Source organism: Kitasatospora sp. NPDC004289, from assembly GCF_053602875.1.
The window spans coordinates 1-18,386 of the sequence record NZ_JBSGEL010000106.1; the positions used below are offsets into that span (position 1 = coordinate 1).

An 18,386-nucleotide genomic window follows, 5' to 3' on the forward strand; every position below is an offset into this window, starting at 1 on the left:
CACCCCACTCCCGACCGGCCCCCCCCGCACGCCGGGCGCCGGGCGGCGGACAGCAGGCAGCGCGGACGGCAAGCGGCGCGGCGGAGTCGATCACATGCGCGCGACACTCGCCGAGTCACAGCCCGCCTCACCGGTCGGCCCGTTGACGCTGCGCGCAGCGCACACCGGACGCCGAGCACCGAGCACCGAGCGTCGAACAGCGGACGGCACGGACGGCAAGTGGCGCGGCTAAGCCGATCACATGCGCGCGACACAGCCCGCGCCACAACCCACCTCTCCCGTCAGCCCGTTGACGCCGCGCGCAGCGCAAAACCGGGCGGTGCGGACTCCACCACGCCGTTCACACCACGGTCCGCCCTTCCCGTCACCCCGTCGGCTCCGCGCGCAGCGCGCGCCGGACGGCGCGGCGGAGCCAGTGGTGGGCTCCGTCAGCGGTGTGGCGGGGGTGCCAGGCCATGCCGATGGTCAGGGGCGGGAGCGGCAGCGGGATGTCGAGCAGGTGGAGCCCGAGGGCCTCGGCGTCGTGGGTGAGGGGAGAGGCGGCGGCGCCGGGGAGTGCGGCGGGGACCAGGCAGACCAGGTCGCTGCGGGCGGCCAGGGTCATCGCGGCCAGATGGCCGGGCAGCACGACGCCGACCCTGCGCCGCAGGCCCCGCTCGGCCAGGGCCGTGTCGAGCGGCCCGCCGAAGCGGCCGCGCCGGCTGACCGCCACGTGCTCCGCGGCGGCCAGCCGGGCCGGGGTCAACTCCCCTTCGAGCAGCGGATGTCCGGGCCGGACGGCCGCCACCATCCGGAGCTCGGCCAGCTCCTCCACCCGGGTCTCCGGATCGACGTGGTCGATCGATCCCACCTCCAGGTCGATCCGCCCGTCGCGCAGGGCGGGCCCGGCCTCCAACTCCTCGGCCAGGACCCGGAAGGAGACCCCGGGCGCCTCCCGCCCGGCGAGCCGCAGCAGCCCGGGAGCGAGCGCCGAGCCGACCAGGTCGGCGGCCTGGAGGGTGAAGGTGTTGCGCAGCCCGGCCGGGTCGACGCCCGTGCCCGGGCTGAGCAGCGCGGCCAGGCTGCGGACCACGGCGGCGGCCTCCTCCCGCAGCTCCTGCGCCCGTGGGGTGGGGACCATGGTCTGCCCGGCCCGGACGAGCAGGGGGTCCTGGAGGACGCGGCGCAGTCGGGCCAGGGTGCGGCTCATCGCGGCGGGCGAGGTGTGCAGCCGCGCGGCCGCCCTGGTCACGCTCTGCTCGGCGAGTAGGGCGTCCAGGGCGACGGCGAGGTTGGCATCGAGGGCCGGGGAGACGCCGTTCACCTGCATCATTCCGTTCCGGGCAATGATCGTGTGCTGGGATTCCCATTGTGGCAGCACCTCGCGCCTCAGCAGGATGAAGGGCGTACCGACCGGCACCAACCGACCCACGAGGTTTTCATGATCGTCATCACTGCGCCCACCGGGAACATCGGCCGCCACCTGCTCCCCCTCCTCCTGGCACCCGCCGTCGAGGAGAAGGTGCGGGTGGTCGTCCGCGACCCCGCCCGCCTGCCCGCCGCCGCGCACGGCCGGGTCGAGGTGGTCACCGGCTCGCACGGGGACCGCACCGTCCTGGACCGGGCCTTCGAGGGGGCGGACGCCGTCTTCTGGCTGGTCCCGCCGGACGGCTCCCGCACCCCGGAGGAGGCCTACGCCGGCTTCACCCGACCCGCCGTCGGCGCCCTCGCCGCCCACGGCGTCGGGCACGTGGTCGGGGTCTCGGCCCTCGGCCGGGGCACCCCGCTCGCCGACCGGGCGGGCCTGGTCACCGCCTCCCTCGCGATGGACGACCTGATCGGCGCGTCCGGCGTCAACTACCGCGCCCTGGCCTGTCCTTCCTTCTACGAGAACCTGCTGGAGGACGTCCCGTCGATCGTGGAGCGCGGCGTCTTCACCGACTCGGTCGACCCGTACCTGAAGACGCCGCTGGTCGCGGTCGCCGACATCGCGGCGGCCGCGGCGGCCCTGCTGCTGGACCGCTCCTGGAGCGGCACCGGCAGCGTCCCGGTGCTCGGCCCGGACGACCTCTCCCCGCTCGACCGGGCCCGGATCCTGACCGAACGGCTCGGCCGCCCGGTCCGCTACGAGCACCAGCCCTACGGGGAGTTGCACGCCGCCCTGGCCGGCTACGGCCTGGACGAGGACTTCGTCCGGGGCGTGGTCGAGATGAAGCGCGCCAAGGACGCCGGCCTGGACGCCGGCGCCGTCCGCTCCCCCTCCGCCGCCTCCACCCTCTCCTTCGCCCAGTGGTGCACCGACACCCTCGCACCCACCGTCCTGGAGGCCTCCTGATGACCACTCACCCGAACACCACCCCGGTCACGGCGTTCATGCTGCTCAAGACCACGCCGGAGTGGCTCGCCCTGACCGTCGAGGAACGGCTGCACGCCTTCACCACCCAGGTCCTGCCCGCCATCGAGGCGCGGACCACCGGTGTCCGCTCCCGCTTCTACGACACCGAGTTCTACTCCTCCCGGGTCACCGACGTCTGGGTCTGGGAGGCCGACGACCACCACGCGTACCAGCTCCTGGTCGACGCGCTGCGCGAAACCCCGTTCTGGGACCGCTACTTCGAGGTCGTGGACCTCCTGGTCGGCACCGAGAACGGCTACGCCCGCACCTACGGGCTCGCCCCGGTGGCCACGATCACCACCTGAGCCCGCAGCACCCGTGCCGCCCACGCCGCCTGCGCCGCCTGCGGACCATGGCCGGATGTGCCAGAAGCCCGTCATTGCGGACATCGGGCGGCGGGCGGCAGGATCGGGGCATGCCCGCTCCGCACCGTGTGGTGATCGCCGCCTTCCCCGGGGTCGAACTCCTCGACGTCACCGGCCCCGCCGAGGTCTTCTCCGTCGCCTCGCGGCTCACCGGCGGCGCCGGGCCCACCGAAGGCGCCGGGCCCACCGGGGCCGCGTACCAGGTACGGGTGGCCACCGCCGACGGCGGGCCGCTGACCACCTCCAGCGGGGTCCGGCTGCTGGCCGACCTGCGCCTGGACGAGGTGCGCGGACCACTCGACACCCTGCTGGTCGCCGGAGCGATCGAGCCGCTCGGCGACGGCTCCGCCGTGGTGCCGGTGGTGGACCGTCAAGTGGTGGACTGGGTAAGGCGATCGGCGCCCCGCGCCGGGCGGGTCGGGTCGATCTGCGCGGGGGCACACCTGCTGGCCGCGGCCGGCCTGCTCGACGGACGGCCGGCCACCACCCACTGGCTGACCGCCGACCGGCTGGCCGCCGACCACCCGCAGGTCCGGGTCGACCCCGATCCGATCTTCGTCCGGGACGGCCGGGTGTGGACCTGCGCCGGGGTCACCTCCGGGCTGGACATGACGCTGGCGATGGTCGCCGAGGACCACGGCCAGCAGCTTGCGCTGGCCACCGCCCGCGCCATGGTGATGTACGTCAAACGGCCGGGCGGGCAGAGCCAGTTCAGCGTCCCGCTCTCCGTCCGGGAGGCCGAGGACGACCGGATCGACGGGCTGCGGCGGTGGATCGCCGAGCACCTCACCGACGACCTGTCCGCCGAAGCCCTGGCCGCCAGGCTGCACCTGAGCGTGCGCCACTTCTCCCGCCTGTTCCGCGAACGCACCTCGCGGACCCCGGCGGCCTACGTGGAGTCGGCCCGGCTGGAGGCCGCCCGCCGACTGCTCGAGGAGACCGGCCTCGGTCTCCCGGAGGTCGCCGCCGAGAGCGGCCTGGGCTCGGTCGAGACCCTGCACCGGGTCTTCCGCCGCCGCCTGGGGACCACCCCGGCGGAGTACCGCCGCCGCTTCTGACCGACCGCCCCGCCTTCACTTCAACCGCCGTACCCACGGCGGCACTTCACCCTGCCCACCCCCCGAGGAGAGCCATGCCCGGCGCCACCCGCACCACCCGCACCCAGGTCGTCCCGATCCCGGTGCTCGGCCGACACGCCGTCAACGCCCACCTGCTGCTCGGCCGCCGCCCCGTCCTGGTGGACGCGGGCATCCCCGGCCGCGGGCGGCACCTGCTCGACCGGATCGCCGCCCAGGGCGTGGACCCGGCCGACCTGGCGTTGATCGTCATCACCCACGGGCACATCGACCACTTCGGCTCCGCCGCCGAACTCCACCGCCTCACCGGCGCGCCCGTCGCCGCCCACGTCGCGGACCTCGGGCCGTACCGCTCCGGCCGCGCCCGGCAGCCGTACCTGCCCAACGGCCCGATGGGCCGGCTGATGGCGCGACGCCGCGAACTCCACGTCCCCGTCGAGCCGTTCGAGCCCTCACTCGCCGTCACCGGCGAGACCGACCTGGCGGACTTCGGGCTCGACGCCAGGATCGTCCCGACCCCCGGCCACACCGCCGGTTCCGTCTCGGTGCTGACCGGCGACGGCGACCTGGTGGCCGGCGACCTGATCGCCAACTCCTTCATGGGCCTCGTCCCCGGCCGCCCCGCCAACCCACCCTTCCACGACGACCCCCGCCAGAACCTCACCAGCCTCCGCCGGATGCTCGCCCTCTCCCCCACCCGCCTCCACGTCGGCCACGGCCCGGCCCTCGACCCGGACCGCGTCCGCCGCTGGGCCGAACGCGAGGACGCCCGCCTCACCCGCCTGGAGCGCTCCGGCCGCCTGCGGGTCCGGGCCGCCGATTGAGGGCTGTCACCTTGGCCGAACGGTCAGTGGCCGGGGGTCAGTTGGCCGGAGAGGCGGGCGTGGAGGTCGGCGCTCGGGGGGTTGAGGCCGGTGAGCTCGACGGTCTTGCCGCGCTGCGCGTACCTGGCGGTGACGGCGTCCAGGGCGGCGACCGAGGAGGCGTCCCAGACGTGGGCGCGGCTGAGGTCGATGGTGATCCGGTCCGGGTCGCCGGCGTAGTCGAAGCGGGTGAGCAGCTCGTTGGCCGAGGCGAAGAAGAGCGCGCCGTCCACCGCGTAGACCACCCGCCCGCCGTCCGGGTCGCGGACGGCGGAGAGCCGGGCGTGGTGGGCCACCCGGCGGGCGAAGACCGCCATCGCGGTGAGCGAGCCGACCACCACCCCGGCCGCGAGGTTGGCGGTGGCGACCACCACCACGACGGTGACCACCATGACGGCGAGCTCCCCGGCCGGCATCCGGCGCAGCGTTCCGGGCATGACGGAGTGCCAGTCGAAGGTGCCGACCGAGACCATCACCATGACCGCGACCAGGGCCGCCATCGGGATCTCGGAGACCACCGGACCGAGGAGCACGCAGAGCACCATCAGGAAGGCACCGGCCAGGAAGGTGGAGAGCCGGGTGCGGGCGCCGGAGACCTTGACGTTGATCATCGTCTGGCCGATCATCGCGCAGCCGCCCATCCCGCCGAACAGCCCCGTGACGACGTTGGCGACGCCCTGGCCGACGGACTCGCGGGTCTTGTCCGACCGGGAGTCGGTCAGCTCGTCCACCAGCTGGGCGGTCATCAGCGACTCCAGCAGGCCGACCAGCGCCATCGCCAGCGCGTAGGGGGCGACGGTGGCGAGGGTCTGCGGGGTGAACGGGACGTCGGGCAGGCCCGGCAGCGGCAGCGAGTCCGGCAGCCCGCCCTTGTCGCCGACCGTGGGCACCGCGATCCCGGCGCCGAGGGTGAGGGCGGTGAGCACCACCACGGTGACCAGCGGCGCCGGGACCACCCTGGTGAGCTTCGGGGAGAGGACCATCAGTACGAGCCCCACCGCCAGCAGAGGGTAGACCGCCCACGGCACGTGGGTCAGCTCCGGGAGCTGGGCCAGGAAGATCAGGATCGCCAGCGAGTTGACGAAGCCGACCATCACGGAGCGGGGCACGAAGCGCATCAGCCTCGCCACCCCGAGCCCGCCCAGCACGATCTGGAACACCCCGGCCAGGATCACCGCCGCCACCAGGTACCCGAGGCCGTGCTCCCGGTTGAGCGGCGCGATCACCAGGGCGACCGCGCCCGTGGCGGCCGAGATCATCGCCCGCCGTCCGCCGACCACGGCGATCACGACGGCCATGGTGAAGGAGCCGAACAGACCGACCTGCGGCTCGACCCCGGCGATCACCGAGAACGAGATCGCCTCCGGGATCAGGGCCAGCGCGACGACCAGTCCGGCCAGGACCTCGGTGCGCCAGACCCTCGGGTCCGACAGCCACTCGGGGCGCAGGCGGCCGGCCGGGGCGGGGGCGGGGGAAGACACGGGTGGTGCACCTCGTCGTGCTCGGGCCCGGCCCCGCGGTGGGACGGGACGGGGCGGTGCGGGTGGTCCGGCGGCGGGGCCGGGCAGGCAGTGGGTGACTCTACGGCCGCCTCCGGCGCCACCGGCCGCACCCAGGGCTACCCGACTCAACCCGCCCGACAGACCGTCAGGTCAGCGACCAAGCAACGGCCCTGACGGCCCGGAATCCGCTACCGGCTGCCCCGGGCCCCGTGGCAGCATGCGCGCCATGGAGACGAACGGGGTGCCCGTCACCGAGGCGGAGGCGGTACGGGAGCTGCGGCGGATCGCCCACTCCTGGGTGGACGGCCGGCACCAGGAGCCGCGCCTCCTGATCGAGGCGGCGCTCCGCGCCCTGGACGCCGGCCTCTACACGCCCTCGCTGCTGCACCTCGCGGCACTGATGAGTGCCGAACGCGACGAGGCCCCGGCCCTGTTCGACCGGGTGATGGACGAGCTCGGCTTCGGCTTCTGCCCCCCGCCGGGCTACTGGGAGGGCCGCCTGGCCCTGGCCGGCTGGTGGGCCGCCGAGGTCGCCGACGGCTGGCTCGACCCGGGCGACGGTCTGGCCCTCGTCCTGGAGCACGTCGTCGAGGAGTACGGCGTCTGCGAGGAACTGGCGCCCGTCGTCGAGCTGACGGACTGGTACTGGGACCGCACCGGCCCGAAGCCGCCACCGGAGGAGGCGACGGAGGCGACGGTCCGCGCCATGCGCGAACTCACCCGCCGGATCCCGCTCCCGCCGCGATGATCCGCTCCGTCAGCTGCCGCAGGGCGGGCAGCGCCGCGAGGGTGGCCTTGCGGCGGGCCGTCAGGTCGGTGGCGGTGTTGATGCCGAGGTCGGCGACGGCGGCGGTGAAGTGCGGGGTGAGGCGTTCGTGGGCGTCCGGGGCGTCGACGGCCAGCACGGTGTGACAGCGGGCGAAGGTGGCCACCGTCCAGTACATCGCCTCGCGGTGGTCGCCCCGGGCGACCAGGTGGTGGGCGGCGTCGACGGCGACCGGGCGGGCCTGCGGGGAGATCTCGGCGGCGAACGGGGAGGGGGTGCGGGCCGCCGCCACGGTCTCGTCGAAGGTGACGGCCAGGGTGTCGAGGTGGTGGCGGACCTGACCGGGGGTCAGGTCCTCGGCGCCGAGCAGCCGCAGCAGCTCCGGGTAGCGTTCGGCGAGGCCGAGCTCGGCGAGGGCCTCGCGGGCGCGCAGGTAGCGCAGCCGCAGGGCCGGGTCCCGCAGGGCCGCGACGAGCACCAGGTGGGTGGTGGCGGCCGTCGGGAAGAGCCAGCCGGCCACCTGCCGGTACCAGGGCAGCGCCGGATCGTGGTGGCCGAGCCCGGTGGTGATCTCCTCGTGGACGCTCAGGCAGCGGGCCCGCACCAGGTCCGGCTCGGCGAACCGCGCCGCGACCTCCCGCTGGATCCCGCCCAGCACCCTGCCCGGGTCGTCGACCACCACGCCGTGCCGCAGCCCGGGCGCCAGGTGGTGGTCCGTCAGCACCCGTTCGGCGGAGTCGATCCGCTCCCGGGGCAGGTATGTCACCTCCAGCGGCACCCCCTGGTGCTCGACCCTGTCGTGCCGCGGGCCCTCCCCCTCCTCCGCGGTGACGAGCACGACGTCCAGGCCCGGGCCCTGCGGCAGTTCGGCTCCGGCGGGCAGTGCGGTGGTCGAACCGGTCAGGTACGCCCCGAGGTAGCCGGAGCGGGATCGGCCCTCGGTGGTGATCCAGTGGCGGGCGGCGGCCCGTGCGGTGTCGAGTCTCACGGGCGCCATTCTGTCCGCAGGCCCGGCCCGGGGCGTCCTCGCCGAGCCGTACGGCGTGGCGGACCGTCCCGTCGGCTGTCGCCCGGTGCCCGGCGGTGCTGAAGTGGGAGGAGGCAGACGAACCGCCTCGACGGAGGTCCACCATGACATCCCGGCACGGACTGACCGACGACCAGCTCAAGACCCGCCACGAAGTCGCCGAGCGCCTCGAACGGGCCCTGCGCGAGGCCCGCGCCAAGCTCGCGGCCGACGGCCTCGACTTCGACCCCACCGGCGGCGACTTCTGCTTCCGCTGCGACTGCGAGTCCTGGAAGCCCCGCACGCCCCCCGACATCAACCACTGCGCACGCCCCACCTGCCGGCACAGCTTCGTCCAGCACAACGTCCTCTGAGCGACCGGCGCGCCGTGGCCCCGCTCGGCCGCGCGGCGGCCACGATCGGGGCATGTGCCACTACTGCGGCTGCCGCGAGATCCCGCTGATCAAGGAGTTCATCGCCGAGCACGAGTCGGTGACCGACCTCGCCGGGAAGGCCGTCCGCCTGCTGGAGCGGGGCGACCTCGACGGGGCCGGGCGGCTGGCGGCCCGGATGGCCGAGGAGCTGCGCGCGCACTGGGACGGCGAGGAGCGCGGTCTCTTCCGCGTGATGGGTGGCGATCCGGAGTACGCGGCGTACGTCGGGGCGCTGATCGCCGAGCACCGCGAACTGGCCGCCTTCCTCGGACGCCTCGACCTCCACCTGCCCGACCAGCGGGCCGCGTTCGTCGCGGCGGCCGAGGAGCTGCACCACCACATCGCCAAGGAGGAGGACGGGCTCTTCCCTGCCGCCCTGACCGCGCTCACCGGCGACCAGTGGGACACCGCGATGGCCGCCTGGCAGACCGTCCACCACCCGGACCACCCGGACCACCCGGACCACCCGGACCACCCGGACCACCCGATGATCCATTAGCGGTCCCGGGCCCTCGCCCGCAAGCGGATCGCCGAATTCCCATGCCGTACGACCCCGTTCCGTCCACTCCGCCCCGGGCCGGGCCACCGGCGCTCTAGGGTGCGTGCCCATGGAACAAGATCTGATACGGGAGTCGGCGCGGGCGGGGCGGGTCGTGCTCTGGGAGGAGTCCGCCCGGGACGGCGCGCAGGCGAAGACGCTGATGTCGGCGGACTTCCGGGTGCGGCTGGCCGTGGAGCAGGGCCGGATGTTCGGTGCCGACGGGTCCCGGCACGTGGTGTTCGCCGCCGGGTTCCCGGCCGTCTGCGGCGAGGAGTACGAGGCGGTGCGCCGGGTCGCGGCGGAGGCCGAAGGGGCGGTGAGCGTCGCGGCCGTCTGCCGGGGGCGGGCGGCGGACGTGCGGCAGGCCGTCGCCTCGGTCCGGGGCAGCGCGCACGCCCGGGTCATGGTGGTGGTCCCCGCCTCCGAGGCGATGGCACAGGTGATGACCCGCCGGTCCGCCCGCACCGCGCTGGAGTCGGCGGCCGAACTGGTCAAGCAGGCCCGGGACGTGGACGCCTCCGTGGCCGTCGACCTGTGCTTCGCGGACGCCGCGCGGGCCGACCACGCCCTGATGGCCGCCCAGGCGGGCGAGTTGACGGCGGCGGGCGCGTCCACGGTGGTGCTGGCCGATACCGTGGGACGCCAACTCCCCACCGAGGCCTCGGAGATGTTCACCGCTGTCGCGGCCGGGGCGGGCCCGGACGTGGTGCTCGCCACCCACCTCCACAACGACCTCGGCCTCGGCCTGGCCAACACGGTGGAGGCGCTGCGCACCGGCGTCCGGGTGGTCTCCGCCTCCTGGCTCGGCCTCGCCGAACGCAGCGGACTGCCCGCGACCGAGCAGCTCCTGCTGCTCCTCGCCCACGACCCGGCCCGTGCGGCCACCCTGCTGGGCACCGACGCCCCCGCCTGGTGGACCGCCCCCGACCTGACCGCCCTGCCCCGGCTGGCCCGGGCGGTCGCCGAGCACACCGGCCACCCCCTGACGGTCACCATGCCGGTGGTCGGCACCGGTGTCGGCACCATCTCCACGGGCACGCCGTTCGTGGACCCGCAGCTCTTCCAGCCCTACGACCACGAGCGGGTGCTCGGCACCGCCCCGCACGTGGTGCTTACCCATCTCGCCAACGCCCGCGTCGTCCAGGCCGTCGCCACCCGCCTCGGCCACCACCTCGACGAGGAGCGGGCCCGGACGGCGATGGCCTGGGCCAAGGCCAGGGTGTACCGTACCGGCCGCGCCGTGGTGGAGGACGAGGCATTCGCCGCCTACCTCGACGGCCTGCAGTCCGACGGCTCCCGGGAGGCAGCGAAGTGACCGTCCCTCAGACCGCCGAGGCGGTCCGCGCCGCCCTCCACCGGGGCACCGCCGTGGTCCTCCCCAACCCCGCCCCGCTCACCCACGTGGTGGCCGGCACCGACCCGCTCGCCGTCAACGCCGCCAAGGGCCGCCCCGCCGACCAGGCCGTCGCGCTCTGGGCCCACCACCCGCACACCCTCGCCGCCCTCGACGGCGCCCTCGGCCTCACCCCCGGGGTCCGCCGCCTGCTCGCCGAGGAGCGCGTCACCCTCCTCCTCCCCCTGCTCGCCGAGCCCCCCGGCTGGCTCGCCCCGGCCACCCGGGACGGCTGGACCATGCTCTTCGGCGCCCGCTGGGAGCCCGTCCTCCCGCTGCTCGACGACCACCCCGTCCTCTACGTCAGCAGCGCCAACCGCACCGGCCGGCCGCCGGCCGCCACCACCGCCGAGGCGCTGGCGATGTTCCCGCCCGAGGTCCCCGTCCTCGCCTCCGCCGCTCCCCCCTCGGACCGCGCGGCCACCACCACCCTGCGCCTGCACGCCGACGGCCGCCTGGAGCTGCACCGCCACGGCGCCCAGGACCGCCCCTTCGCCTCCCCCGCCGCCTACCTGGCCCACGTCCGGAGCACCTACCTGGACGGCCCGGCGGGGTGACCGGGCCGCCGGGCCGTCCGTGCTTTTCTGGAGGCCGTCAGAACGCGGGCTGGTCGTTGATCTCCGCGATCTTCCGGTCCGTCAGGCGCACCGCGTACCAGACGTCCTGGTCGGACTGCTCGCCCCAGACCTCCGTCAGCCGCACCGAGGCGTAGCCGTACTCCTGCTTCTCCTCGTGCACCCGCCAGTTCCCCGGCACGTTCTGCGCCCGGAACACCGGATCCGCGTCGTTCTGCCGGGCCCAGGCGTCCAGCCGGTAGTTGAGCTGCGGCAACAGGTACCGCTCCCGCACCGCCCGCGGATCCTCCCCGCTCTCCCCCAGCACGGACGCCCGGTACTCCTCGAAGAACGTCAGCACCTGCTGCGCGGCCGGTGTCCCGGCCCGCACCTCGCTGCCGATCCCGACCTTCACCGACGGCGCCGCCACCGCCTGCACGGGCACCACCGCCAGACATCCGCCCACCACCAGGGCAGCCGCCACCACACGTCGCATCGCACTCGAACGGTTCATGCCCGAAGTCCACCACCCCCGCCCGCCTCGGCCCAGCACCGACAGGAGTGAATTCCCGGTCCTACAAACCGACTTCACTCCTCCCGCTCCCCGATCACCAGCAGGTGCAGCGAGACCGCCACCAACTCCGGCCGCCGGTCCGCGAACCGCGCGGCGGCCAACGCCGCCCGCAGTGCCCGTTCCCCCAAGTCGCTTCGCCCGGTGCGGCGTTCCTCCGCCCGCAGCGCCTCGAACCGGGGCCCGTGCACCCCGTGGACCGCGATCGCACCGAGCCCGGCCCGCCGTGCCTCGGCCGCCAGCTCCGCCGGGTCGTGGTAGTACGAGGTGGGTCCGTCCGGACGGCTCCTGAGACCGGTCTCCGCGATCTCCAGGGCCACCTCGGACTCCAGGTCCAGCAGTTTGGCGTACCGGTTGAGCCCGGCCGCGGCCACCACTCCGCCCGGCCTGACGACCCGACAGGCCTCCGCCCACGCCCTCTCCCGGTCCGCCCCGTCCGGCAGGTGGTACAGCGGGCCGAGCATCAGCACCACGTCGAACGACCCGTCGTCCTGCGCCAGCTCGCGCGCGTCCCCCACCCACGCGGTCAGCCCCTGCGCCCTGGCCTGCCGTACGTGCCCCTCCACCGGGTCCACCACGACCACCCGGTGGCCCTCCTCCACCAGCCACCGCGCATGCGCCCCCGGCCCGCCCCCGACGTCCAGCACCGCGGCCGGCGCCCTCGGCAACCGAGCCCCCAGCAACTCCCTCGTCCGCACCAACTCCAAGGTCCCCGTGGTCCGCCCCGAGGTGAGCCTCCCCGCCTCGTCCCCCCGCCCGTAGAAGTCACTGATCTCCGGAAGCAACTCCACCTGAACCCTCCACCTGCCGGCCCGTCCGCCAAGCGTGGCAGGCACCACCGCCGCACCGCGGCACACAGGCCGGAGGTCACCCGTCCGCCCGGGATCCCGGGCGGACGGGTGACCTTGGTCCCCTCCGGGCGGTGGCCGGTTCTTGTGACCGTGGAAGTGGAGGCGTCGCCGCGTGACGGGACCGCGGCCCTGCGGCTCGGCGAGCCGCAGCCTTCCCCACCAGGGGCGCCCGGACAGGAACACTCCCGTGAGAGGCCGCACCACCGCTCCCCGAGGCACCGACCTTCCCGACCGCACCGCCACCCCTCGTCGCAGCCACGCCAAGGCCGTGCTCTGGTCCTGCCTGGGCCTGGCCGTCGCACTGGCCGCCGGCAGCGGCCTGCTCGCCGTGGAGCACCGCGAGGACGCCGCCTCCTCGTCGGCGCAGCTCGACTCCCGGCTGCTGCCCACCCGGCGGCTGCTGAACGACTTCGTCGTCACGGTCCACCTGGGCGAGGCCGCCCAGCGCGACCACCGGATCACCGGGGAGCCCGCACTGCTGAAGCACCGCACCGTCCAGGCCGAACAGGCCCGGCGCCTGGCCGGCGTCCTCGTCCGCCTCAACGAGGGGACGGCACTGGCGGCCGGGACCACCCGGCTGGCCGAGGAGACCGAGCGGTGGCGCGGTTCGGCGCCCGCGCCGGACGCGGAGCGGGTGCTGACCGAGGTTCAGCAGCTCTCCAAGGACCTCCGCCGGGACAGCGACCTGGCCCAGTCCGGGGCGGCCGCCGGGCGTGACCGGATGCTCCTCAACCTCTCCGCCTGCGCCGCCGCCCTGTTCGTCCTCCTGGGCTCCGTGCTCGCCCTGGTGTGGCGGCGGATGCTGGTGCCGCTCGGCGAGCTGGAGAGCTACCTGCGGCGCTCGGCGGGCGAAGGCACCGAGCAGCCGCGCCGGGCCCCGCGGCGGCACACCGGGTGGATGGCCGGTGCCTGGCTCGGCGCCGAGGGGGCCAGGCAGCGGCAGCGCGAGTCCGACAGGGCCGCCCGGCGCGACCGCGAGGCCCTGGAGCGGGACGCGGCCACCTCCCTGGGCCTGCGTCAGATCCTGGTCTCCGGCGAACGGCCGGGGCCCGGCGTGCGGGCACACGGTGACATCGTGGCCGCCGAGGGTCTGATCGCCGGGGACTGGCTCGGCGTGCTCCCGATGCCGGGCGGTGCCACCGCCGTCTTCCTCGGCGACGTCTCCGGCCACGGCATCGAGGCCGGCCTGCTGGCCGTCCGGCTCAAGACCGTGGTCGAGGTGGGCCTGCGGCTGGGCCGGGACCTGGACACCACGGTCCGGGCGGCCTGGCAGGCGCTCTGCGGCGAGGACGAGCGCTTCTCCACCCTCGCGCTGGCCGTGCTCGACCCGGCCGCGTCCACCCTGAGCTGGGTGAACGCGGGCCACGGGGAGCCCTTCCTGCTCCGTGCCGACGGCACCGTGGAGCGGCTGGCCACCACCGGCCCGCTGATCCACCCGCTCCTGGAGCCCGCGCCGGGGACCTGGCACACCGCCACCACCGAGCTGCACCCCGGCGACCTGCTGACCCTGTGCACCGACGGCCTGACCGAGGGCCGCCGGGCGGACGGCGAGGAGTTCGGCGAACACCGGGTGGCCGCCCTCCTCAGCGGCCTGTCCGCCCCCGAGCGCGAACCCCTCGACGTCACCCGGGCGCTCTACCGGGCCGCGGAGGGCTTCGGCGTCGACTGGCAGCGGGACGACATCAGCCTCCTGGTCGCCACCCGGCCCGCCGCACCGGCCGCCTGACGGCGGCTCAGCCCCGGCAGCGAGGAGCAGCGGTCAGTCCCCGACCCGGCCGGCCTCGATCCGGCGGCCCTCGGTGGTGGTGACGACGACCGGGACGCCGTCCGGCACCTCGCCGTCCAGGGCCGCGAGCAGTCGGTCCACCGGCGGGAGCGGGTCCGGGGTGCGCACGGTGACGTAGAGCGTGCGCCAGTGGGCCTGGGTGTCCACCACCTGCGCCTGCGGGGTGTCCGCGAGCCACTCGGCCGCCGCGTCCGCGGTCCGTACGGTCCACAGGTGCACCAGGACCGTCCCGGCGGTGCTGGCCCCGAGCATCAGCCCGACGGCGGCGAACAGCGCACCCACCGTCAGGTAGCCCCGGCGCCGCGGCCCTCCTCCCGCCTCCGTGCCGTCCAGGGCGGCGAAGACCACCATCCCGGCGAAGACCAGCGCCAGCAGGTTGGAGAGGAAGAGCACCAGGGCTCCGAGCGAGAGCCACCAGGCCCCCTGCCCGGCACAGACCCCGACCACCACCAGCGGCGGGACCAGGGAGATCGCGATGGCCACCCCCGGCAGCACGGCGGCCACGTCCTTGCGGGCCAACGCGACCGCCCCGGCGAAGCCGGTGGCCAGGGCCGCCAGCAGGTCCAGCAGCCCGGGCGAGGTGCGGCCCGCCACCTGACTGTCCGACAGCAGGTCGTAGGAGGCCGGCACCACCAGCGAGGCCAGCGCCCCGACCGCCACCACCAGCAGCGCCCCGCCGAGCACGAACCTCCCGGCCGACCCGCCGCGTCTGCGCACCGCGCCGAGGGCGATTCCCATGATCGGCGTGGAGAGCGGAGCGATGATCATCGCGCCGATCACGGTGGCCGTGGAGTCCGTGAGCACACCCCCGGCGGCGATCACCGCCGAGAGCAGCAACATGGTCCAGAACGCCGAGCGCTTGGCCCCCACGTCGCCGAAGGACAGGTCGAGGTCCTCCGCCAGGTCGTCCAGCGACCGGCGCTGATGAGCGGGCAGCACCAGGCTGCGCAGTCCGTCGAGCATCCGTCATACATGCGCCGGCACGCGCCGCTCCACCACCGGATCGGCCGGAACGCCACCCGTCCGGAGCCGTCCCACGGCGGAGCGGACCGGCCGGGGGCGGCGAACCGACGGGCCGTCAGGAGTGCAGCGGGACCGGGGGCTTGACGGCCTCGACGGCTGCGACCAGGGGGGCGAGCTCGGGGTTGCGGGCCGCCTCTTCGAGGACCTCGCGGAGGGCGCGCTCGTTGGTCGGGCGGGCCTCTTCCAGGAGTTTGAGGCCGTCCTCGCTGACGTTGGTGTAGATGCCCCGGCGGTCGGTGGGGCAGAGGTAGCGGGCGAGCAGGCCGCGGTCCTCCAGCCTGGTCACCAGGCGGGTGGTGGCGCTCTGGCTGAGCACGACCGCGTCGGCCACCTGCTTCATCTGCAGGTGCCCGCCCTCGCCGTCGTGCTGGCGGCTGAGCACGTCGAGCAGGGAGTACTCGCGCACGCTCAGCTCGTGCTCGGCCTGGAGGGCGCGCTCGACGTGCGCCTCGATCCGGCCGTAGAGCACGTAGAGGGCACCCCACCCGTTGGCGAGGGCGGTCAGCGCGGGGTCGGTGGCGGTCATCGGCCGGTCTCCTTCCGTCTGCGGGATCAGCCCCCAGGATACGGCCCCGAGGGCGCTACCGGCCCGAGCCGGTAGGAGGCCCCTGCAAGCACTTCCCCACCTTCGGCGCGATGCCCGCATTTGCCGATTGCCCGCGCCTGCAACTATTGTCGAAGCACGTAAGGCGCACAAGCAACAACCGTACGGAGGGCAGCCATGCCTCTCGCGCTCCTCGCCCTGGCCATCGGGGCATTCGGCATCGGGACCACCGAGTTCGTGATCATGGGTCTGCTGCCGCAGATCGCCGCCGACTACGGCGTCACCATCCCCAGCGCCGGCCTGCTGGTCACCGGCTACGCCCTCGGCGTCGTGGTCGGCGCCCCGTTGATGACCGCGCTCGGCACCCGGATCAGCCGCAAGACCATGCTGATGCTGCTGATGGGCCTGTTCGTGGTGGGCAACCTGCTCTCCGCCGCCGCCCCCACCTTCCCGCTGATGCTGGCCGGCCGGATCGTCACCTCGCTCGCCCACGGCGCGTTCTTCGGCATCGGCTCGGTGGTCGCCGCCGAACTGGTCGCCCCCGAGAAGAAGGCCGGCGCCATCGCCACCATGTTCACCGGTCTGACGGTGGCCAACATCGTCGGCGTCCCGCTCGGCACCTTCATCGGCCAGGCCGTCGGCTGGCGGGCCACCTTCGCCGGGGTCGCCGTGCTCGGCGCGGCCGGCCTGCTCGGCATCGCCCGCCTGGTCCCCGCCACCCCGCGCCCCGAGGGCGCCCACCTGCGCCGCGAGCTGACGGCCTTCCGCAACCCGCAGGTGCTGCTCGCGATGGCGATGACCGTGCTCGGCTTCGGCGGGGTCTTCGCCGCCATCACCTACATCGCGCCCATGATGACCAACGTGGCCGGCTACTCCGAGGGCTCGGTCACCTGGCTGCTGGTCCTGTTCGGCGTCGGGATGTTCCTCGGCAACCTGCTCGGCGGCCGCTACGCCGACCGCAAGCTGATGCCGATGCTCTACACCACCCTCGGCGGCCTATCGGTCGTGCTCGCCCTCTTCACCCTCACCGCGCACAGCAAGGTCCTGGCCGCCGTCACCGTCCTGCTGGTCGGCGCCCTCGGCTTCGCCACCGTCCCGCCGCTGCAGAAGCGCGTCCTGGACCAGGCCCACGGCGCCCCCACCCTGGCCTCCGCCGTCAACATCGGCGCCTTCAACCTCGGCAACGCGCTGGCCGCCTGGCTCGGCGGCACGGTCATCTCGGCCGGCCTCGGCTACACCGCCCCCAACTGGGTGGGCGCCCTGCTCGCCGCCGCCGCGCTGGTGCTGGCCCTCTGGTCCGCCGCCCTGGAGCGCCGCGCCCCGGCCGCCTCCGCCCCCGTACCCACCCCCGCCCTCGTCCACCACTGACGAAGCGTCACCCCGCAACCCGAAGGAAGCACCATGAGCACCACCACCGTCACCCCGCTGACCACTGCCGCCGCCGAGACCCTGGTCGCCGCCGCCCGGGCCGCCGCCGAGGCCGCCGGAGTCGCCGTCAGCATCACCGTCCTGGACGCGGGCGGGCACCTGCTCGCCTACCGCCGCGACGACCGCGCCGTCCTGATCTCCGGCGAGACCAGCACCCGCAAGGCCTACACCGCCCTCCAGCTGAACGCCCCCACCGCCGACCTGGTGGACCTGGTCAAGCCCGAGGGCCCGTTCCACTCCCTCACCACCGCCCTCGACCGCCCCCTCCTCTTCATCGCCGGCGGCGTCCCCGTCCACGACCGCGACGGCCACCTCATCGGCGCCCTCGGCGTCGGCGGCGGCGCCCCCGCCCAGGACCACGCCTTCGCGACCACGGCCCTCGCCGCCCTCTGAGCCCCCGTCACCCCGCCCGGCCCCGCAGCCCCCGCGCTGCGGGGCCGCGCCGCGTCCGGCCTCCGGGGCACGGCACCCGCTCGGTACACTGCGCCGATGATCATCGAACCCTCGCACGGCCCGATCGAGCTCGTCGTCTTCGACTGCGACGGCGTCCTGCTGGACAGCGAACGCCTCGCGGTGCGGGTGGACGCGGTGGTACTGGCCGCGCTCGGCTGGGAGTTGAGCGAGGAGGAGATCGTCCACCGGTTCGTCGGCCGCTCGCACGCGTACATGACCTCGGAGATCGAGGCGCACCTCGGCCGGGCGCTGCCGGAGGGATGGGACGCGGAGTTCCAGCCGCTCTACGACGAGGCCTTCGCCACCGAACTGACGCCCGTGGACGGCATAGAGGCGGCCCTGGACGCGATCGCGCTGCCGACCTGCGTGGCCTCCAGCAGCAGCCACCCGCGCCTGCGCAGGACCCTCGGCCAGGTCGGCCTGCACCACCGCTTCGAGGGCCGGATCTTCAGCGCGAGCGAGGTGGCGAACGGCAAGCCCGCCCCCGACCTCTTCCTGCACGCCGCCGCCACCCTGGGCGTACCGCCCGGCCGCTGCCTGGTGGTGGAGGACAGCCGCTTCGGCGTCGCCGCCGCCCGCGCGGCCGGCATGCGCTCCCTCGGCTACGCGGGCGGCCTCACCCCGGCCGCCTGGCTGGAAGGCCCGGGCACCACGGTCTTCACCGACATGCGCGAGCTCCCCGCATTGGTCGCGGCGGCCGGCCGGGCGGCGGACTGACCGGCCGGCCGAGCCGCCGTCACGCCGCTCGGTCCCGCCGACGGGGCGCCAGCAGCGCGGCGCCGAGCTGGGCGAGTTCAACAACTGGCTCTACAAGGAGCTGCTCTTCGCCGTCCCCGGGATGATCGGCCGGTTCGAC

Annotated in this window: 20 protein-coding genes; 13 read left to right on the forward strand and 7 right to left on the reverse strand. The window is 74.8% G+C overall.

Translation table 11 applies throughout. The features are described 5' to 3' along the window. Positions 1–364: 364 nt before the first annotated feature. On the reverse strand, positions 365–1,312 hold the full coding sequence (locus tag ACWEPF_RS37095; protein WP_452176088.1) for a LysR family transcriptional regulator: 948 nt from the start codon (positions 1,310–1,312) through the stop codon (positions 365–367). 108 nt (positions 1,313–1,420) lie between these two features. On the opposite strand from ACWEPF_RS37095, the gene ACWEPF_RS37100 reads away from it, so the two are divergent. From ACWEPF_RS37100 to ACWEPF_RS37115, 4 genes are all read left to right on the forward strand, one after another. Further along, positions 1,421–2,314: an NAD(P)H-binding protein gene (locus tag ACWEPF_RS37100; protein ID WP_452176089.1), complete on the forward strand. Its 894-nt coding sequence runs from the start codon at positions 1,421–1,423 to the stop codon at positions 2,312–2,314. Continuing rightward, the gene (locus ACWEPF_RS37105; RefSeq protein WP_449795914.1) at positions 2,314–2,679 is read left to right on the forward strand and encodes a darcynin family protein; all 366 of its coding nucleotides are present in this window, start codon (positions 2,314–2,316) and stop codon (positions 2,677–2,679) included. The genes ACWEPF_RS37100 and ACWEPF_RS37105 overlap by 1 nt, the downstream gene beginning before the upstream one ends. 110 nt (positions 2,680–2,789) lie before the next feature. Beyond that, on the forward strand, positions 2,790–3,797 hold the full coding sequence (locus ACWEPF_RS37110) for a GlxA family transcriptional regulator (RefSeq protein ID WP_452176090.1): 1,008 nt from the start codon (positions 2,790–2,792) through the stop codon (positions 3,795–3,797). A gap of 74 nt (positions 3,798–3,871) precedes the next feature. Then, positions 3,872–4,639: an MBL fold metallo-hydrolase gene (locus ACWEPF_RS37115; RefSeq protein ID WP_452176091.1), complete on the forward strand. Its 768-nt coding sequence runs from the start codon at positions 3,872–3,874 to the stop codon at positions 4,637–4,639. Between the two features lie 23 nt (positions 4,640–4,662). Here ACWEPF_RS37115 and ACWEPF_RS37120 read toward each other — a convergent pair whose 3' ends face one another. Beyond that, positions 4,663–6,159, reverse strand: coding sequence for a SulP family inorganic anion transporter (locus ACWEPF_RS37120; protein WP_452176092.1), 1,497 nt, complete (start codon positions 6,157–6,159; stop codon positions 4,663–4,665). A 247-nt stretch (positions 6,160–6,406) separates the two neighbouring features. On the opposite strand from ACWEPF_RS37120, the gene ACWEPF_RS37125 reads away from it, so the two are divergent. Then, entirely contained in the window at positions 6,407–6,928 is a 522-nt protein-coding gene (locus tag ACWEPF_RS37125; protein WP_452176093.1) for a hypothetical protein, read from the forward strand. Here ACWEPF_RS37125 and ACWEPF_RS37130 read toward each other — a convergent pair. Beyond that, positions 6,897–7,934, reverse strand: a complete 1,038-nt coding sequence (locus ACWEPF_RS37130) for a hypothetical protein (protein ID WP_452176094.1) — start codon at positions 7,932–7,934, stop codon at positions 6,897–6,899. The two genes, ACWEPF_RS37125 and ACWEPF_RS37130, sit on opposite strands and share 32 nt — an antisense overlap. Positions 7,935–8,077: 143 nt before the next feature. Here ACWEPF_RS37130 and ACWEPF_RS37135 point away from each other — a divergent pair, with 143 nt between their 5' ends. The 4 genes from ACWEPF_RS37135 to ACWEPF_RS37150 all read left to right on the forward strand — a co-directional run bounded on the left by ACWEPF_RS37135 (position 8,078) and on the right by ACWEPF_RS37150 (position 10,877). Beyond that, complete coding sequence (locus ACWEPF_RS37135; RefSeq protein WP_345279602.1) at positions 8,078–8,326, forward strand: hypothetical protein; 249 nt, start codon at positions 8,078–8,080, stop codon at positions 8,324–8,326. 52 nt (positions 8,327–8,378) lie between these two features. Then, on the forward strand, positions 8,379–8,885 hold the full coding sequence (locus ACWEPF_RS37140) for a hemerythrin domain-containing protein (protein ID WP_452176095.1): 507 nt from the start codon (positions 8,379–8,381) through the stop codon (positions 8,883–8,885). Between the two features lie 109 nt (positions 8,886–8,994). Then, entirely contained in the window at positions 8,995–10,242 is a 1,248-nt protein-coding gene (locus ACWEPF_RS37145; RefSeq protein ID WP_452176096.1) for a 2-isopropylmalate synthase, read from the forward strand. Further along, complete coding sequence (locus tag ACWEPF_RS37150) at positions 10,239–10,877, forward strand: hypothetical protein (RefSeq protein WP_452176097.1); 639 nt, start codon at positions 10,239–10,241, stop codon at positions 10,875–10,877. Before ACWEPF_RS37145 ends, ACWEPF_RS37150 begins: the two co-directional genes overlap by 4 nt. Before the next feature lie 37 nt (positions 10,878–10,914). On the opposite strand, the gene ACWEPF_RS37155 is transcribed toward ACWEPF_RS37150, so the two are convergent. Continuing rightward, entirely contained in the window at positions 10,915–11,388 is a 474-nt protein-coding gene (locus ACWEPF_RS37155; RefSeq protein WP_452176098.1) for a hypothetical protein, read from the reverse strand. A 74-nt stretch (positions 11,389–11,462) separates the two neighbouring features. Then, a complete protein-coding gene (locus ACWEPF_RS37160; RefSeq protein ID WP_452176099.1) occupies positions 11,463–12,236 on the reverse strand; it encodes a class I SAM-dependent methyltransferase in 774 nt (257 codons plus the stop codon). A gap of 247 nt (positions 12,237–12,483) precedes the next feature. Here ACWEPF_RS37160 and ACWEPF_RS37165 point away from each other — a divergent pair, with 247 nt between their 5' ends. After that, positions 12,484–14,022 (forward strand): PP2C family protein-serine/threonine phosphatase, encoded by a 1,539-nt coding sequence (locus ACWEPF_RS37165; protein ID WP_452176100.1) that lies wholly within the window; start codon positions 12,484–12,486, stop codon positions 14,020–14,022. A 33-nt stretch (positions 14,023–14,055) separates the two neighbouring features. Here the strand turns inward: ACWEPF_RS37165 and ACWEPF_RS37170 are convergent, their stop codons facing one another. Both ACWEPF_RS37170 and ACWEPF_RS37175 read right to left on the reverse strand, forming a co-directional pair. Next, the gene (locus tag ACWEPF_RS37170) at positions 14,056–15,045 is read right to left on the reverse strand and encodes a DUF389 domain-containing protein (protein WP_452176101.1); all 990 of its coding nucleotides are present in this window, start codon (positions 15,043–15,045) and stop codon (positions 14,056–14,058) included. Positions 15,046–15,160: 115 nt separating this feature from the next. After that, entirely contained in the window at positions 15,161–15,631 is a 471-nt protein-coding gene (locus ACWEPF_RS37175) for a MarR family winged helix-turn-helix transcriptional regulator (RefSeq protein WP_452176102.1), read from the reverse strand. Between the two features lie 195 nt (positions 15,632–15,826). On the opposite strand from ACWEPF_RS37175, the gene ACWEPF_RS37180 reads away from it, so the two are divergent. The 3 genes from ACWEPF_RS37180 to ACWEPF_RS37190 all read left to right on the forward strand — a co-directional run bounded on the left by ACWEPF_RS37180 (position 15,827) and on the right by ACWEPF_RS37190 (position 18,247). Beyond that, positions 15,827–17,017, forward strand: a complete 1,191-nt coding sequence (locus tag ACWEPF_RS37180; RefSeq protein WP_452176103.1) for an MFS transporter — start codon at positions 15,827–15,829, stop codon at positions 17,015–17,017. Between the two features lie 33 nt (positions 17,018–17,050). After that, positions 17,051–17,470 carry a GlcG/HbpS family heme-binding protein gene (locus ACWEPF_RS37185; RefSeq protein WP_452176104.1) on the forward strand — a complete coding sequence of 140 codons (420 nt, stop codon included), beginning with the start codon at positions 17,051–17,053 and terminating at the stop codon, positions 17,468–17,470. A gap of 96 nt (positions 17,471–17,566) precedes the next feature. Beyond that, positions 17,567–18,247 carry an HAD family hydrolase gene (locus ACWEPF_RS37190; RefSeq protein WP_452176105.1) on the forward strand — a complete coding sequence of 227 codons (681 nt, stop codon included), beginning with the start codon at positions 17,567–17,569 and terminating at the stop codon, positions 18,245–18,247. Positions 18,248–18,386 lie beyond the last annotated feature (139 nt).

Coding starts and splice junctions, on each gene's coding strand:
- ACWEPF_RS37170 (WP_452176101.1), bottom strand. CDS start 15,045: ATGCTCGACGGACTGCGCAGCCTGGTGCTGCCCGCTCATCAGCGCCGG.
- ACWEPF_RS37105 (WP_449795914.1), top strand. CDS start 2,314: ATGACCACTCACCCGAACACCACCCCGGTCACGGCGTTCATGCTGCTC.
- ACWEPF_RS37140 (WP_452176095.1), top strand. CDS start 8,379: ATGTGCCACTACTGCGGCTGCCGCGAGATCCCGCTGATCAAGGAGTTC.
- ACWEPF_RS37190 (WP_452176105.1), top strand. CDS start 17,567: ATGATCATCGAACCCTCGCACGGCCCGATCGAGCTCGTCGTCTTCGAC.
- ACWEPF_RS37135 (WP_345279602.1), top strand. CDS start 8,078: ATGACATCCCGGCACGGACTGACCGACGACCAGCTCAAGACCCGCCAC.
- ACWEPF_RS37110 (WP_452176090.1), top strand. CDS start 2,790: ATGCCCGCTCCGCACCGTGTGGTGATCGCCGCCTTCCCCGGGGTCGAA.
- ACWEPF_RS37145 (WP_452176096.1), top strand. CDS start 8,995: ATGGAACAAGATCTGATACGGGAGTCGGCGCGGGCGGGGCGGGTCGTG.
- ACWEPF_RS37125 (WP_452176093.1), top strand. CDS start 6,407: ATGGAGACGAACGGGGTGCCCGTCACCGAGGCGGAGGCGGTACGGGAG.
- ACWEPF_RS37155 (WP_452176098.1), bottom strand. CDS start 11,388: ATGAACCGTTCGAGTGCGATGCGACGTGTGGTGGCGGCTGCCCTGGTG.
- ACWEPF_RS37100 (WP_452176089.1), top strand. CDS start 1,421: ATGATCGTCATCACTGCGCCCACCGGGAACATCGGCCGCCACCTGCTC.
- ACWEPF_RS37175 (WP_452176102.1), bottom strand. CDS start 15,631: ATGACCGCCACCGACCCCGCGCTGACCGCCCTCGCCAACGGGTGGGGT.
- ACWEPF_RS37115 (WP_452176091.1), top strand. CDS start 3,872: ATGCCCGGCGCCACCCGCACCACCCGCACCCAGGTCGTCCCGATCCCG.
- ACWEPF_RS37185 (WP_452176104.1), top strand. CDS start 17,051: ATGAGCACCACCACCGTCACCCCGCTGACCACTGCCGCCGCCGAGACC.
- ACWEPF_RS37095 (WP_452176088.1), bottom strand. CDS start 1,312: ATGATGCAGGTGAACGGCGTCTCCCCGGCCCTCGATGCCAACCTCGCC.
- ACWEPF_RS37180 (WP_452176103.1), top strand. CDS start 15,827: ATGCCTCTCGCGCTCCTCGCCCTGGCCATCGGGGCATTCGGCATCGGG.